We start from the raw sequence: 14833 nt of genomic DNA on the forward strand, positions 1-14833 counted from the left end.
GGGACAATGGCGCAATTCTCAGGAAACCGCTTCGAACTTGCCGGTTTCGCCGTCCATCAAGTGCAGGATACCGTCGGAGATCGCGAAGTAGGCCCCGCGCAGGGTCAGCTCGCCGTTCTTGACCTTGCGGCGCACGCAGGGGAAGGTCATCAGATTGTCCAGGCTGACCTTGACGGCAGCTTGTTCCATCTGGCGCTCGGCAGGTCGCCCTTCGGTGCCGAACTCGTCGGCGACCGGACCGCGTGCTTCGTCGAGCAGCGAGATCCAGTTGGCGACGAAACCGCCTTCACCCGGCTCGTTGCCGTGCAGTTCCTGGGTCAATGCAGCCTTGCAGCCGCCGCACATGCCATGGCCCATGACCACGACTTCCTTGACCTTGAGTACCTGCACCGCGAATTCGAGTGCTGCCGAGACGCCGTGGTGGCCGGGCGTGGTCTCGAACGGCGGCACAAGCGCGGCGACGTTGCGCACAACGAAGATCTCGCCGGGGTCGACATCGAAGATCTGCGAGGGATCGACGCGGCTGTCCGAGCAGGCGATGATCATGACTTCCGGCTGCTGGCCTTCGCGCAGGCGTTCCCAGCGTTCGCGATTGGGGGTCCAGCCGGTCTGGCGAAAGCGGCGATAGCCGTCGAGAAGGTGGTCGAGGACATGATCACTGGTCTCGGTCATGGGGAGCTCCTTGTTTGCGCCCGCATCCCATAAACCGGATATTCGGGCTGGCAAGGGCGCAAACTTGAGACTATCTGGGCCCCATGAACGATCTCTCCTCTGTTCCGCAGCCCGAACCGAAACCCGAGCGGCAGCGCAAGCCGGACTGGATCCGGGTCAAGGCGCCGACCAGCAAGGGCTATGGCGAAACCCGCCAGCTCATGCGGGATCTCAAGCTCAACACCGTGTGCGAAGAGGCCGCTTGCCCGAACATCGGCGAGTGCTGGACCAAGAAGCATGCGACGGTCATGATCCTGGGCGATACCTGCACGCGGGCCTGCGCCTTCTGCAACGTCAAGACCGGGATGCCCGGCCGTGTGGATTTGGATGAGCCGGCGCACGTCGCCGAGGCGGCTGCCAAGCTGGGGCTGGAACACATCGTCATCACTTCGGTGGACCGCGACGACCTGCCCGACGGCGGTGCCAGCCAGTTCGTCAAGGTGATCGAGGAACTGCGCAAGAACACGCCTTCGACCACCATCGAGATCCTGACCCCGGATTTCCGCGGCAAGATGCGTCCGGCGGTTGAAGCGATCGTGACTGCGCGTCCCGACGTCTACAACCACAACCTCGAAACGGTGCCGAGGCTCTACCCGACGATCCGTCCGGGAGCGCGCTACTACGCCTCGCTGCGCCTGCTGGAGGAAGTGAAGAACCACGACCCCTCGATCTTCACCAAGTCGGGCGTGATGCTCGGCCTGGGTGAGGAGCGCCTCGAAGTGCACCAGGTCATGGACGACATGCGCAGCGCCGACATCGACTTCCTCACCATGGGGCAGTACCTGCGGCCGACGCCCAAGCATGCCGAGGTGAAGGAATTCGTCACGCCGCAGGCCTTCAACGCCTATGGCGCCATCGCGCGGGCAAAGGGCTTCCTGCAGGTGGCCGCGTCGCCGCTGACCCGGTCCAGCTACCACGCCGGTGAGGACTTCGCCGAAATGCGGGCGGCACGCGAAGCAAGGCTGGCCAAGGGCCGCAAGTAATGTCCCGCGCAGACAATGCCATGATGGGCGAGGCCTGAACGTGCCCGGAATCCACGAAGTCTACCGGTTACCCTACAGTGCCGAGCAGATGTTCGATCTGGTCGCCGATGTCGGGCGATACCAGGAATTCCTGCCCTGGGTGGTCGCCACCCGGGTCAAGTCGGACAACGGCAGCGAAATGGTCGCCGACATGCTGGTCGGCTTCAAGGCCCTGCGCGAGAAGTTCACGTCGCGGGTCGAAAAGCGGCGGGCGGAGGAGATCAAGGTCCACTACGTCGATGGCCCGATGCGCGATCTCGACAATGTCTGGCGTTTCCATCCAGTCGATGCGAACAGTTGCGATATCGAGTTCGACGTGCGCTTCTCGTTCCGCAATGCGCTGTTCGAGAAGCTCGCCGGACAGTACTTCGACAAGGCTTTTCGCAAGATGGTCGCGGCTTTCGAGACCCGGGCCCACGAGCTTTACGGCGAGCCCCAGGCCTCCTGAAGTTGCGAAAAGTAACTTGAGTTACGAAAGGTAACCAATCTGCCTTACCTAAAGTGACTCACTGGCCCCACTGAATAACTTTAGGTAACCGAAATGTCCGCAGGCCGCAGGCATCCGCGGATTCAGTCGACCTTCGGGAGCAAGAGTTCGAGAGCGACGATGGCCGCCTGATGCCGGATCTCGGCGCGGGTCTTGCCCTCGATGAGCTTCTGTTCGGCGTTGACTTCCTCCTCGCCGCGAATGGCGCAGGCGAAGACGACGGTTCCGACCGGCTTCATGTCAGAGCCACCTTCCGGACCCGCAACGCCGCTGATGGCGACAGCTATATCGGCCCGGCTCTCGCGGATCGCACCTTGCGCCATGGCCCAAGCGGTTGCGGGCGAAACGGCGCCGAAAGTTTCGAGAATGTCGTCCTGAACGCCGAGCAGCTCCTGCTTGGATTCGTTCGAATAGGTCACAAACCCGCGATCGAGAACGGCAGACGAACCGGGAACTTCGGTCAATGCCGCGCAGACAAGTCCGCCCGTGCAGCTCTCGGCAAGGGCGACCATACGCCCGATCGCCTTGTTCTCGGTTATGACGCGCTCTGCGAGATCGTAGAGGTCTTGCGGAAAAAGTACGTTCTTGCCCATGTCAGCTCTCACAGATGGCAAAGCCGCCGAGGCTTGCCGGCTTGTCGGCGGCCTGCGCGGCACTTCGGCCCGCTTGCGCGCCGATTTCGACGAACAGTGCGATCAGGCCAGCGGTATTCTCGGGCGGAAGCGGGGACAGCAGATCCAGCGCAAGATCGATCTTGTCGCATGATTTGAGCTTGATGTTCTGCTCAACCATCCCTTCGACGGCGATATCGACCATCGGCCGCAGCGACTCATCGGGAAGCTTGCGGGTGAGTTCACCGAACTGCGCGTCTTTTGCACTGCTGAGTTTCAGGAAGGCAGCACGCGCATCGGGCCAGTAACGGCTCTTCTGCGCGGCGTACCGCGCCTGCAGTTCCGCGCCGTGGGTCCGCAGATAGGAACTGGCGGGCAACTGCGATTGACACCGCTTACCTGTCCCGCTGATGACCTGCGGCAGGGCGTAAGTCAGCAGCGAGCGGGCTTCGGTCTTGCTCAGGCAGACGGGCTGCGCGGCTGCGGCCATGCCCGGAGCAAGGGCCAGCATCGTTGCCATCGCGCTCACCGCAGCTTTCGTACCTTTTCTCATGATCGTCCCTTCACATGCGGCACAGGCAGACGGCGGCCTGCGCGGCAATGCCCTCGGAGCGCCCGGTGAACCCGAGCTTCTCCGTCGTAGTGGCCTTGACGGCGATCACGGCGGGATCGACGTTCAGTATGTCGGCGAGGCGGGAGCGCATGGCATCGCGGTGCGGTCCGAGCCTCGGTGATTCACATATGATGGTGATGTCAGCATTTCCAAGGCAATAGCCCGCATTGGCTACGAGTTTGCCCGCATGGGTGAGAAATCTGTCCGACGACACCCCGCGCCACTGCGGATCGCTGGGCGGGAAGTGCTGGCCGATGTCGCCCGCGCCGATCGCGCCGAGCAGGGCGTCGACGAGGGCGTGGATCGCCACGTCGGCGTCGCTATGACCGGACAGGCCGTGGCTGTGCTCGATCCGGATGCCGCAGAGCCAGAGTTCCTCGCCTTCGACGAGGCGGTGGACATCATAGCCCGTCCCGACCCGGACTGGAGGCGCCGAAGGCTGGAAATCGGAGGCGAATGTCAGTTTGTGCAAGGCTTCGTCTCCTTCGACGAGCGCGATCTCGAGGCCGTGGGCCTGCGCGACCTGGGCGTCGTCACCGGCATCGGTGGCGGCTGTCCAGTTGCGATGAGCTTCCAGGATCTCGGGAAAGTGGAAAGCCTGCGGCGTCTGGACCCGGCGCAGCGCTTCGCGGCGGGCAGGGGCGCCCATCACCGGTCCGGAGGCCCCGTCCTCGCAATGGGCGATGCTGTCCACCACGGACAGCACCGGAATAACGGCCTTCGAAACGTCGAGAGCCTCAAGGATTCTGCCAATGACACCAGGGGACAGTGCGGGGCGCGCTGCATCGTGGATGAGGACCCGCTCCGGCTTGTCGGCAGCCAGGACTTCGAGACCGAGCCGAACCGATTCCTGCCGTGTTTTGCCGCCGACGGCGAGTTGCACGCCTGCGATGCCGGACAGTGCCTGCCGCGCCAGTTCCTCGCCACCGTGCGGAACCATGACCAGGATCGGGGCAAGGCCGGCTTGCGCCAGGGCTTCGACGGAATGGCGCACGACTGGCTTGCCGCGCCAGTTCGCAAACTGCTTGGGAAGGGACTGGCCAGCCCTGATTCCCTGGCCGGCAGCAACGACAATGGCCGCGACGCGAGGGCCTTGCCCGATATTCGCGGGAGTGGATGAAGTGTCCTGTGACATCGCGATTGCCGGTAATCGCTTGCCGTGATGAGGGCAATCCACTATGCGCTGCCTGTTTTTTAGGCAGTAGTGCACGTTTTATGACCCAATTGCCCCAGCCCCCGGCGCTCAAGCCCATCAAGGTCGGTCCCGTCACGATCGACTGCCCGGTCGTGCTCGCTCCGATGACGGGCGTTTCCGACCTGCCTTTCAGAAGGATGGTGCGCGGGTTCGGTTCGGGACTCAACGTCACCGAGATGATCGCCAGCCCGGCAGCGATCCGCGAAACGCGGGTCTCGATCCAGAAGGCGATGTGGGACAAGATCGAGGATCCGGTCTCGATGCAGCTCGTCGGCTGCGAACCTGAACAGATGGCCGAAGCGGCGAAGCTGGTCGAAGACCGGGGCGCTGCGATCATCGACATCAACATGGGCTGCCCGGTGCGCAAGGTTGTGAACGGCGATGCCGGCTCGGCGCTGATGCGCGACGTCCCGCTGGCAACCCGGTTGATCGAGGCGACGGTGAAGGCGGTGAGAGTGCCGGTCACCGTCAAGATGCGCATGGGCTGGTGCCACGACAGCCTGAACGCGCCGGAACTGGCCCGGATCGCCGAGGATCTCGGCGCGCAGATGATCACGGTCCACGGCCGCACCCGCAACCAGATGTACAAGGGCGAGGCCGACTGGGCCTTTGTCCGCAGCGTCAAGGACGCGGTTTCGATCCCGGTGATCGTCAACGGCGATATCTGCACCATCGACGATGCCGCGGCGGCCCTTGAGCAGTCCGGCGCCGACGGCCTGATGATCGGGCGCGGATCCTACGGTCGGCCATGGTTTCTCGGACAGGTCATGCAGTGGTGGCGCGGACAGCCCGTCTCGGCCGATCCCAATGTCGCCGGACAATACGAGATCATCCGCAGCCACTACGAGCAGATGCTCGAGCATTACGGCGCTGATACCGGTGTCAAGATGGCCCGCAAGCATCTGGGCTGGTACATCAAGGGCGTGCGCGGATCGGCGGAATTCCGCAACAAGGTGAACTTCATCGCCGATCCGGACGAAGTTCTGCGCGAACTGGCCGAATTCTACGCCCCTTACCGGGAGCGGCAGGCCGCATGAGCCTGCTTTCCCGGACGGTCCTGCCTGAGGCCAACCGGCTGCTGGCTAGCCTTCCTCATGCCGTGATCCTGCTGGAGCCGGGTTTGCGGATCGCCTCGGTCAACCCGGCGGCGGAACAGTTCTTCGGCCAGTCGCTGCGCCGCCTGGTCGGCAGTACTCTTGCTCAAGTCATGTCGTTTTCCGACCCGCGGCTGCTCGAACGGCTCAACGATTTCGAGACGCCGGTTTCCGCGCGCGAAGTCGTTGTGGCGCTGAAAGGGCGCGGCGCCCGCCGGATTGACATCAATGTCGCGCCCGTGGCCGATACGCTCGGGTGGCAGGTGCTGACGATCCACGACAACAGCGCCACCGATGCGCTTGGGGACGATTCCGGCGGGATCGACAATGCCGTCCTGCGCGGTCCGGAAATCATGGCCCACGAAATCAAGAACCCGCTTGCCGGGATTCGCGGCGCCGCGCAGCTGCTTGCCCGCAAGGTCGATGAACGCGACCGGGCCCTGACCGACCTGATCACCTCGGAAGTCGACCGCATCGCCAATCTCATCGACCAGATGCAGAAACTCAGCCGCCGCACGACATCGCCGGTCGAACCCTGCAACCTGCACGAGGCCGCGCGCCGCGCCATCGACGTGATCGATGCAGCCTCTGCAACCCAGCCAAGCCCGGTCCGGCTCATCGAGGAATTCGACCCGTCGCTCCCGGCGGTACTCGGCAGTCCGGACGGGCTTGTCCAGGTCATCATCAATCTCGTTTCCAATGCCATGGAGGCGTGCCGGGAGGTCGATGACCCAAGGGTCACGATCCGAACGCGCTTCGCAAGCGGCCTGCAGTTGCATACGACGGATTCCGGCAAGCCGGTGCGTCTGCCGGTAGAACTGCGCATTTCGGACAATGGCCCGGGCATCGACCCTTCAATGCGCGACCACATCTTCGAACCGTTCGTGACGACCAAGAAGTCGGGGCAGGGGCTCGGTCTGCCACTGGTTCGCAAGCTGGTGCGAGACATGAATGGGCGCATCACCCATGAGCGCGACGAAGAGGCGGGGCTGACGCACTTCAGGCTTCACTTGCCGCTCGCCCGCGAGACCCGCAAGAAACTGATGAAGTGGAGAACCGGCGCATGAGCGTGTTGCTTGTCGAAGATGACATGTCGATCGCCATCGTCATCACCGCGGCGCTCGAGGCCGAGGGCTTCGACGTGAAGCACTGCCAGACCATCGAGGAACGCGATCGCCTGCTCTCGCAGCACACGTTTTCCGCCATGGTAACCGATGTCATGCTGCCCGATGGCGATGGCATCGAGACGATCGGCCGGGTGCGTTCGCTGCGGCCCGACATGCCGGTGCTCATTCTCTCCGCGCAAAACACGCTCGATACCGCCGTGCGCGCAACCGATACCGGCGCCTTCGAGTATTTCCCCAAGCCTTTCGACATCGATGAACTCGCCCGCACTGTCAGGCAGGCGGCAGGCAACGGGCAGGGCAATGTCCACGATGGGGACGAACCGCTGGGCGACGGCCTCCCCCTGGTGGGGCGCAGCCCGGCCATGCAGTCGGTGTTCCGGATGATCACGCGCGTCCTGCGCAACGATCTTACCGTGCTGATCCTCGGCGAGTCCGGCACCGGCAAGGAGCTTGTCGCAGAGGCGATCCATCAGCTGGGTAACCGGCGGACAGGGCCGTTTATCGCGGTCAATACTGCGGCCATTCCTGCGGAGCTGATCGAAAGCGAACTGTTCGGCCACGAAAAGGGAGCCTTCACCGGCGCCGTCGCCCGGCATGAAGGCAAGTTCGAGCAGGCCGCCGGCGGCACCCTGTTCCTCGACGAGATCGGCGACATGCCGATGCAGGCGCAGACCCGTCTGCTGCGCGCGCTGCAATCCGGCACCGTGCGCCGGGTCGGCGGCCGCGAGGAGATCAAGCTCGATGCGCGGATCATAGCCGCGACGAACAAGGACCTGGAGCCGGAAATCGCCGCCGGCCGCTTCCGCGAAGACCTGTACTACCGTCTCAATGTCGTGCCCATCAGCATGCCGCCGCTGCGCGACAGACCCGAGGACATCGAGGTTCTCGCCCGCCACTTCCTCCAGCATGCCGCGAATGAGGGGCTTCCCAAGCGCCAGCTGACGCAGGAGGCGGCAGAACTGCTGCGCAAGCAGTCCTGGCGCGGCAATGTCCGCGAACTCAAGAACTTCATCTATCGACTCGCCCTGTTGGCGCGCGAAGATGCGATCGACGTCGAAAGCATCGTTCCGCTGCTCGCCGCCGATAGCCAGGGGGCCCAGACAGGCGCGACGGCAGGGGGCGGAGGCGAAATCGATATCGACACTGCCGTTTCGCAGTGGCTTGCCGCCGAACGGCCTGCCGACGGCTCGATCTATGCATCCGCCATGGCCGCATTCGAGCGTCCGCTCTTCGCGGAAATCCTGAAGGAAACCGGTGGCAATCAATTGCGCGCTGCTCATGCCCTGGGGATCAACCGCAACACCTTGCGCAAACGCCTGAGTGAACTGGATATCGATCCGGAGGCGTTTACCCGTCGGCTATAAGTCGAAATCGGTGGAAAGCCTCTTGCGACGCCGCAACAGTAGTGTTGTAACGGCGCAACGATGATCGAGGAATCCGCAAAGAAGCGCGCATGGCCTCGCTGGTGGCGTCGGATGCAGGTCGGGGCGCGCCGGGCGAACTTCTTCGCGATGATGGAGGTGCTCTCCGTCGTTGCGTTCCTGATCATGACCGCCACCACGTGGTTTGCGCTGAACAACGGGGCGGACAAGGGACAGCTCCTTCCGTCCAACCTCACGGCCTCGTTGCTGATCGGCACGCTGGTACCGGCCATGGCTATCCTGGTCCTGCTCGGTCGTCGCATGGCCTTGCGCAGGGCTGCAGAGCACATCGGCGGCACCGGGCGCATGCACGTGCGCCTCGTGTTCATTTTCTCGCTGATTTCAGCCGTTCCGACGCTTCTCGTCGTGGTCTTTGCCTCCTGGCTTTTCCAGTCGGGCGTCGAATTCTGGTTTTCTGACAGTTCTCGCGGGTTGCTGGAGAACGCCAACAAGCTCGCCCGGGGCTATTACGAACAGACCCAGCGCGACGTCGGCTACGAATCCGTTGCGATGGCCGAAGACGCCCGCACGATGCTCAGCGAGTACCCTATCGCGAGCCCGGCATTCCAGGCTTTCTATGCCGATCAGGTCTATCGCCGGAACCTGAGCCTTTCGGCGATCATCCAGGTCGGCCCCGACGGCAACCAGCGCACGCCGATCATCGTCGATCCTGAAGGCAATTCCGAGGACAAGCGCATTGGCGAGGACGTCCTGCAACGGCTCGAAAAGGGCGAGCCGATGGTGGTCACGTCCAATGCAAACAAGATCGTGGCCGTCGTGCCCATCGAGCGCGATTCCGGCGTCTACCTCTATGCAGCGCGAAGCAATGACCTTGTTTCGCTCAGTCAGGGGCAGCACGCCGAGAACATCGTGCAGGCCTACGAGGTCCTCTCCAATCGTGCCCGCGTCCTGCAACTGCGCTTCAACGTGGCGCTGTTCGTTGCCTCGCTTGCGCTTGTCGGACTGGCCGTGTGGTTTGCGCTCAGGTTCGCGGACCGGCAGGTCAAACCGCTCTACGAGTTGGTCGATGCCGCGCGAAGCGTCGGCAGCGGCAATTTCTCGCTGCGGATTGAAGGACGAACGGGCGCTGACGAGATCGGGCTCTTGAACCGCGCGTTCAATCGCATGACCGCCCAGATCGAGAAGCAGACCCAAGCGCTGCTGGGCGTCAATCGACAGCTTCACGAACGACGCGTCTTTATCGAGGCGGTTCTCGAATCCGTCACTTCGGGCATCATATCGCTCGATGAGCAGGATCGGATCCTGCTGATGAACAGCATGGCCCTCAAGCTGCTCACTGATCGCGACAAGGAAGTGCCGGAAGGCATGGCACTGGCGGAACTGGCGCCAAGCCTTGCCGATCTGGTGGAGAAGGGCGGGGCAGCCGGCATCGTGCAATACAATCGCAATGGCGAACTGCTTACCCTTGCCGTGAAGACAAGCCGCGATGCCACCGGCCATGTCATCACTTTCGAAGACATCACGCGACAGTTGCTCGACCAGCGAACTGCAGCCTGGTCCGATGTCGCGCGCCGGATTGCGCATGAAATCAAGAATCCGCTAACCCCTATACAGTTGGCTACTGAAAGGCTTAGCCGCAGATATCGCAAGCAGATCGTTGATAATCCTGAACTTTTTGAAGACCTGACGCGCACCATAATCCGCCAGGTGGGCGATCTGCGCAAGATGGTGGACGAGTTCTCTTCCTTCGCGCGCCTGCCCAAGCCCGTCTTCCGCGTCGAGGATCCTGTCGCCCTTACGCGCCAGGCGCTCTTCCTGCAGGAAGTCGCGCGTCCCGACATCAGGTTCTCGTTCTCTAGCGATCCAGGGATCGGAACCATCGATTGCGATCGCCACCAGTTCGGCCAGGCGATGACCAACGTCTTGAAAAATGCGATCGAGGCCATTGAATCAAAAGCGAAAGATGCGCCCGAAGATTGGTTGGGCAAGGTCGCCGTCGCGGTAACCGCGGATGAGGACCATATCGTTGTGCGCATCGCCGACAACGGTATCGGCCTGTCGCAGGACCGCGAACGGATCATCGAGCCCTATGTAACGACCCGCGAGAAGGGCACCGGCCTCGGCCTGGCCATCGTCAACAAGATCATCGAGGAGCATGGCGGCGAAATGCAGTTCACACCGACCGAAGGTGGCGGAACCACAGTGACGATGCGTTTCGCCACCGATCCTCTCGCGCAGAGCCGCAAGTCGGAGGCAGCTGAGTGACACTGCCAATTTATCCATTCAAGTTCCTGCAAAAAAAGAAGAAGAGTTCATGGCTCTAGAAATCCTGATCGTCGACGACGAACGCGACATCCGCGAACTGGTCGCAGGCGTGCTCAGCGACGAAGGGTATGAATGCCGCACGGCGGGCGACAGCGAGTCGGCATTGGCCGCTATCGACGATCGCCGGCCTTCGCTGGTGCTCCTCGATGTCTGGTTGCATGGCAGCCCGATGGACGGGCTGGAAGTGCTCGATGCGATCAAGGTCCGCGAACCGGAACTGCCCGTCATCATCTTCTCCGGTCACGGCAATATCGATACGGCCGTGGCGGCAATCAGCCGCGGCGCCGTCGACTTCATCGAGAAGCCCTTCGAAGCTGAAAAGCTGCTCCACCTCGTCGGGCGCGCGACCGAGACAGAGCGGCTGCGCCGTGAAAATGCCCAGCTCAAGCAGGACTTCCCGACGGGTGAGGAGTTCACCGGATCGAGCAGCGCCATCAATCAGGTGAGGGCGACGCTCAAGCGTGTCGCCAACACTGGCAGCCGCCTACTGATTACGGGGCCGGCCGGGTCCGGCAAGGAAGTGGCCGCGCGGCTGCTTCATGCCTGGAGCCCGCGCGCCAGCAACGCCTTCGTCAGCGTCAACTCCGCACGCATCACCCCTGAACGTTTCGAACAGGAGCTGTTCGGTGAGGAAGCGGAAGGGGCCCTTGTAAGACCTGGCCTTCTTGAAACTGCCGATGGCGGCACGCTTTACCTCGACGAAGTTTCCGACATGCCGCTGTCGACCCAGGCGCGGATCCTGCGCGTGCTGACAGACCAGGCCTTCGTGCGCGTCGGCGGTTCCCGGCAGATCCGGGTCGATGTGCGCGTGGTTTCCTCGACCTCGCGCGATCTGGAGAAGGAAATCGCCGAGCGCCGTTTCCGCGAAGACCTGTTCTACCGCCTCAACGTCGTGCCGGTTACGATTCCGGCGCTGCGCGAGCGGCGCGATGACATTCCCGCGCTGGTCGACCACTTTTTCGCCCGCTACGCCAATGAACAGGGAGTCTCCCCGCCGAAGGTTACAGGCGAGGCCATGACTGCGCTACAGGCCTACGAATGGCCCGGCAACGTGCGGCAATTGCGTAATGTAGTCGAGCGGACCGTCATCATGGCCCCGCGCGAGAAGCTCGAGACGATCGAGGTGGACATGCTGCCGCCCGAAATCTTCAACAACCGCGCGCAAGGCGATGCCGGCGTTTCGGTCATGATGAGCGCGCCCTTGCGCGAAGCCCGCGAGAGCTTCGAACGGGAGTACCTCAAAGTCCAGATCCGGCGTTTTTCGGGGAACATCTCGAAGACGGCTTCATTCATCGGAATGGAACGTTCGGCATTGCACCGCAAGCTCAAGCTTCTCGGCATGTCCGAGCGACGCGAGGGCGATACTGAGGACGAAATGTAATAGCCCTGACACATATTTTCGCATTTACTGCACTGCAGCAACTGGGTAGGTTTTGATTCGGTAACGGTCGTGGGGATCCCACGGCCAGATCGCGGACCGCATTAGCGGCCGCCAAAAAGATGGAGCAAATACATGGCTGGACGTACGCTTACTGCGCGACCCAAACCTGCAACAGCAGCAGCTTCCGAACCGGAGAAGCCCCCGGTGAGTGCGGGAACTTCAGCAGGAAAGGGGCAGAATCTTCAGGATCAGTTCCTCAATCTTCTGCGTAAGAACAAGACTCCGGTCACCATGTTCCTGGTCAAGGGCGTGAAGCTTCAGGGCATCGTCACCTGGTTCGATAACTTCTCGATCCTGCTGCGCCGCGATGGTCAGTCGCAGCTCGTCTACAAGCATGCGATCTCGACGATCATGCCGTCGACCCCGGTCGATGCCGGTCAATTCGCCAGTGGCGGCGATGCTTCCAAGAAGACACGCGTCCTGCAGGATGTGTTCCTTTCCAGCATTCGCAGCGCCGGCGTTCAGGTCACCATGTTCCTGATCAACGGGGTCATGCTGCAAGGGCGCGTTGCCGCTTATGACTTGTTCTGCATGCTGCTCGAACGCGAGGGCTATGTGCAGTTGGCCTACAAGCACGCCGTTTCGACGATTCAACCCGTGACTCCGGTCGATCTTCAGGCGCATGAAGAAGAATCCGAAGATTGAGCGTGAAGCTGAACTGATTTGAACGACGAACTCAAGGGCGAGGTCACGCGCGGGGCGCGTGCCCTCGTCGTCTATCCGCAGATGCGAGGGAAGGGCGATCTCGACCCCGAAGCGCGTCTTGAAGAAGCCAAGGGCCTCGCACTGGCGATCGGGCTTGTCATTGCCGATGCCGTGGCAATTCCGATCCGCGAGCCGCGCGCCGGCACGTTATTCGGTGAAGGCCAGATTCAGAACATTGGCACGGCCTGTGAACTGAACGAGGCCGAACTGATCATCGTCGACGGCTCCTTGTCGGCGATCCAGCAACGCAATCTCGAAGAAAAGCTCAAGCGCAAGGTCATCGACCGGACGGGCTTGATCCTGGAAATCTTCGGCGAGCGTGCTGCAACGGCAGAAGGACGTCTGCAGGTCGAACTCGCGCACCTCGATTACCAGGCCGGCCGCCTCGTGCGCAGCTGGACTCACCTCGAGCGCCAGCGCGGCGGCTTCGGCTTCCTTGGCGGCCCCGGCGAAACACAGATTGAGGCCGACCGCCGCATGATCCGCGACCGGATGGCGAAAATCCGGCGCGAACTCGAGCAGGTGCGACGCACCCGAGGCCTTCATCGCGACCGTCGTGAGAAAGCGCCTTGGCCGATCGTTGCCCTGGTCGGCTACACCAATGCCGGCAAGTCGACGCTGTTCAATCGCCTGACCGGCGCCGGAGTCATGGCGCAGGATCTGCTTTTCGCAACGCTCGACCCCACGATGCGCGCCATTCGCCTGCCGGGCGTTGAAAAGGCGATCCTGTCTGACACAGTGGGCTTCATCTCCGACTTGCCGACCCAGCTTGTCGCGGCGTTTCGCGCCACGTTGGAGGAAGTCACGGCGGCCGATCTGATCCTCCATGTCCGCGACATCGCCAATCCGGATACGGACGCCCAGAAGCGGCAGGTCCTCGATGTCCTGGGCGATCTCGGAGTGCTCGGCAGCGTGGTGGACGACGACGTGGAGGAGGGCGCCGAGCCCGGAATTCCGATCATCGAGCTTTGGAACAAGTGGGACCTCCTGGGCCCGGAACATGCCGAAAAGCTGCATGAAGCCATCGCTCACCGCAAAGACGAGACGATTGTCCCAATTTCGGCAGTCACCGGCGAAGGTTGCGAAAATCTGCTGGAAGTCGTCAGCCATGCGCTGACCGCAGATTCCAAGGTCTATTCCTTCCTGATTCCTGCAGCAGATGGACAAAGGCTTGCCTTCCTGCACGCGAGAGGTGAAGTCATTTCGGAAGATGATGCAGGCGAGGGCAGCGAGGGGCCGCTATTGCGGTTGCAGGTTCGTCTTGCAGAGCGCGAACTAGGCCGATTTCAGGCGCTCTGAAGCCTTGACCTTCTGCCAATATGATTCCTGAGCATCGAGGTCCAAATCCCTGAAATTCCGGCCTTCCGATGCCGAAAGATGCTCCATTGCGCGAAACCGGCGTTCGAACTTCGCATTGGCTGCGCGCAAGGCATCCTCGGCGGAAATGCCGTTTAGCCGCACCAGATTGACTGCGGCAAAAAGGAGGTCTCCAGCTTCCTCCAACATGTGATCGTCTGAAGCCTCGGCTAACTCAGCCATCTCTTCACGGACCTTTTCGGCCGCACCGCTCGGATCAGGCCAGTCGAACCCGACGCGAGCCGCCCGTTTTTGCAGTTTCTCCGCGCGCATGAGCGCCGGGAGTGACATGGCAACGCCATCGATTGCGCTGTCCGCACCTTTGGCGGCCCGTTCCTGCGCCTTCAGCTTCTCCCAGCGGTCTGTCTGGCTTTCATCGGAAGTATCGTCTCCGAAGATATGCGGATGGCGTGCTTCGAGCTTATCCGCAATCGAGGCGGCAACATCGGGGAAAGCGAAGTGTCCTTCTTCCTCGGCCATGCGCGAATGGAACACGACCTGGAGCAGAAGATCGCCGAGTTCGTCACGCAAGGCATTGAGATCCTCACGCTCGATGGCATCGGCAACTTCGTACGCTTCCTCGATCGTGTAAGGTGCAATCGTCGCAAAGTTCTGTGCACGATCCCATTCACAGCCGGTCAGGGGATCGCGCAGCCTGCTCATGATCGAAAGCAAGCGATCGAGGTGAGCGTGGCGGGTTTCGGTCATCGTTTGCGCATCCGGCTTTGATCGACATTAGAGATGATAATATATATTATGTAAAA

Annotated in this window: 14 protein-coding genes; 9 read left to right on the forward strand and 5 right to left on the reverse strand. The window is 62.2% G+C overall.

Translation table 11 applies throughout. The features are described from left to right. Positions 1-18: 18 nt before the first annotated feature. The gene (locus tag J3474_RS11715; RefSeq protein WP_013833669.1) at positions 19-672 is read right to left on the reverse strand and encodes a carbonic anhydrase; all 654 of its coding nucleotides are present in this window, start codon (positions 670-672) and stop codon (positions 19-21) included. Positions 673-755: 83 nt separating this feature from the next. On the opposite strand from J3474_RS11715, the gene lipA reads away from it, so the two are divergent. Next, positions 756-1694 (forward strand): lipoyl synthase, encoded by a 939-nt coding sequence (gene lipA / locus J3474_RS11720; protein ID WP_013833668.1) that lies wholly within the window; start codon positions 756-758, stop codon positions 1692-1694. Positions 1695-1734: 40 nt separating this feature from the next. Further along, entirely contained in the window at positions 1735-2181 is a 447-nt protein-coding gene (locus tag J3474_RS11725) for a type II toxin-antitoxin system RatA family toxin (RefSeq protein ID WP_013833667.1), read from the forward strand. Between the two features lie 122 nt (positions 2182-2303). On the opposite strand, the gene J3474_RS11730 is transcribed toward J3474_RS11725, so the two are convergent. From J3474_RS11730 to J3474_RS11740, 3 genes are read right to left on the reverse strand one after another with little or no spacing between them, the layout of a single operon-like run. Next, positions 2304-2813: a CinA family protein gene (locus J3474_RS11730; protein WP_007015220.1), complete on the reverse strand. Its 510-nt coding sequence runs from the start codon at positions 2811-2813 to the stop codon at positions 2304-2306. A 1-nt stretch (position 2814) separates the two neighbouring features. After that, complete coding sequence (locus tag J3474_RS11735; protein WP_041559005.1) at positions 2815-3384, reverse strand: hypothetical protein; 570 nt, start codon at positions 3382-3384, stop codon at positions 2815-2817. Positions 3385-3394: 10 nt separating this feature from the next. After that, complete coding sequence (locus tag J3474_RS11740; protein WP_207094344.1) at positions 3395-4579, reverse strand: bifunctional 2-C-methyl-D-erythritol 4-phosphate cytidylyltransferase/2-C-methyl-D-erythritol 2,4-cyclodiphosphate synthase; 1185 nt, start codon at positions 4577-4579, stop codon at positions 3395-3397. 80 nt (positions 4580-4659) lie between these two features. On the opposite strand from J3474_RS11740, the gene dusB reads away from it, so the two are divergent. From dusB to hflX, 7 genes are all read left to right on the forward strand, one after another. Beyond that, positions 4660-5676, forward strand: a complete 1017-nt coding sequence (gene dusB, locus J3474_RS11745; RefSeq protein ID WP_207094345.1) for a tRNA dihydrouridine synthase DusB — start codon at positions 4660-4662, stop codon at positions 5674-5676. Continuing rightward, positions 5673-6800: a nitrogen regulation protein NR(II) gene (locus J3474_RS11750; protein WP_207094346.1), complete on the forward strand. Its 1128-nt coding sequence runs from the start codon at positions 5673-5675 to the stop codon at positions 6798-6800. The genes dusB and J3474_RS11750 overlap by 4 nt, the downstream gene beginning before the upstream one ends. Next, positions 6797-8224, forward strand: coding sequence for a sigma-54 dependent transcriptional regulator (locus J3474_RS11755; RefSeq protein WP_207094347.1), 1428 nt, complete (start codon positions 6797-6799; stop codon positions 8222-8224). The genes J3474_RS11750 and J3474_RS11755 overlap by 4 nt, the downstream gene beginning before the upstream one ends. 111 nt (positions 8225-8335) lie before the next feature. Continuing rightward, the gene (locus tag J3474_RS11760) at positions 8336-10507 is read left to right on the forward strand and encodes an ATP-binding protein (protein WP_207094771.1); all 2172 of its coding nucleotides are present in this window, start codon (positions 8336-8338) and stop codon (positions 10505-10507) included. 49 nt (positions 10508-10556) lie between these two features. Continuing rightward, positions 10557-11948, forward strand: coding sequence for a sigma-54 dependent transcriptional regulator (locus J3474_RS11765; protein WP_013833660.1), 1392 nt, complete (start codon positions 10557-10559; stop codon positions 11946-11948). 132 nt (positions 11949-12080) lie between these two features. Further along, on the forward strand, positions 12081-12653 hold the full coding sequence (hfq, locus tag J3474_RS11770; RefSeq protein ID WP_207094348.1) for an RNA chaperone Hfq: 573 nt from the start codon (positions 12081-12083) through the stop codon (positions 12651-12653). 18 nt (positions 12654-12671) lie between these two features. Then, positions 12672-14012 (forward strand): GTPase HflX, encoded by a 1341-nt coding sequence (gene hflX, locus J3474_RS11775; RefSeq protein ID WP_207094349.1) that lies wholly within the window; start codon positions 12672-12674, stop codon positions 14010-14012. Here hflX and mazG read toward each other — a convergent pair. Continuing rightward, a complete protein-coding gene (gene mazG / locus J3474_RS11780; protein WP_207094350.1) occupies positions 13989-14777 on the reverse strand; it encodes a nucleoside triphosphate pyrophosphohydrolase in 789 nt (262 codons plus the stop codon). The two genes, hflX and mazG, sit on opposite strands and share 24 nt — an antisense overlap. Positions 14778-14833 lie beyond the last annotated feature (56 nt).

Source organism: Novosphingobium sp. PY1 (assembly GCF_017312445.1).
Classification (GTDB): Bacteria; Pseudomonadota; Alphaproteobacteria; order Sphingomonadales; family Sphingomonadaceae; genus Novosphingobium.

What these genes read in the sequence shown, in the direction of transcription:
- hfq (WP_207094348.1), top strand. Translation starts at nt 12,081, where the DNA reads ATGGCTGGACGTACGCTTACTGCGCGACCCAAACCTGCAACAGCAGCA.
- lipA (WP_013833668.1), top strand. Translation starts at nt 756, where the DNA reads ATGAACGATCTCTCCTCTGTTCCGCAGCCCGAACCGAAACCCGAGCGG.
- J3474_RS11715 (WP_013833669.1), bottom strand. Translation starts at nt 672, where the DNA reads ATGACCGAGACCAGTGATCATGTCCTCGACCACCTTCTCGACGGCTAT.
- J3474_RS11765 (WP_013833660.1), top strand. Translation starts at nt 10,557, where the DNA reads ATGGCTCTAGAAATCCTGATCGTCGACGACGAACGCGACATCCGCGAA.
- J3474_RS11740 (WP_207094344.1), bottom strand. Translation starts at nt 4,579, where the DNA reads ATGTCACAGGACACTTCATCCACTCCCGCGAATATCGGGCAAGGCCCT.
- mazG (WP_207094350.1), bottom strand. Translation starts at nt 14,777, where the DNA reads ATGACCGAAACCCGCCACGCTCACCTCGATCGCTTGCTTTCGATCATG.
- J3474_RS11730 (WP_007015220.1), bottom strand. Translation starts at nt 2,813, where the DNA reads ATGGGCAAGAACGTACTTTTTCCGCAAGACCTCTACGATCTCGCAGAG.
- J3474_RS11760 (WP_207094771.1), top strand. Translation starts at nt 8,336, where the DNA reads ATGCAGGTCGGGGCGCGCCGGGCGAACTTCTTCGCGATGATGGAGGTG.
- dusB (WP_207094345.1), top strand. Translation starts at nt 4,660, where the DNA reads ATGACCCAATTGCCCCAGCCCCCGGCGCTCAAGCCCATCAAGGTCGGT.
- J3474_RS11750 (WP_207094346.1), top strand. Translation starts at nt 5,673, where the DNA reads ATGAGCCTGCTTTCCCGGACGGTCCTGCCTGAGGCCAACCGGCTGCTG.
- J3474_RS11755 (WP_207094347.1), top strand. Translation starts at nt 6,797, where the DNA reads ATGAGCGTGTTGCTTGTCGAAGATGACATGTCGATCGCCATCGTCATC.
- J3474_RS11735 (WP_041559005.1), bottom strand. Translation starts at nt 3,384, where the DNA reads ATGAGAAAAGGTACGAAAGCTGCGGTGAGCGCGATGGCAACGATGCTG.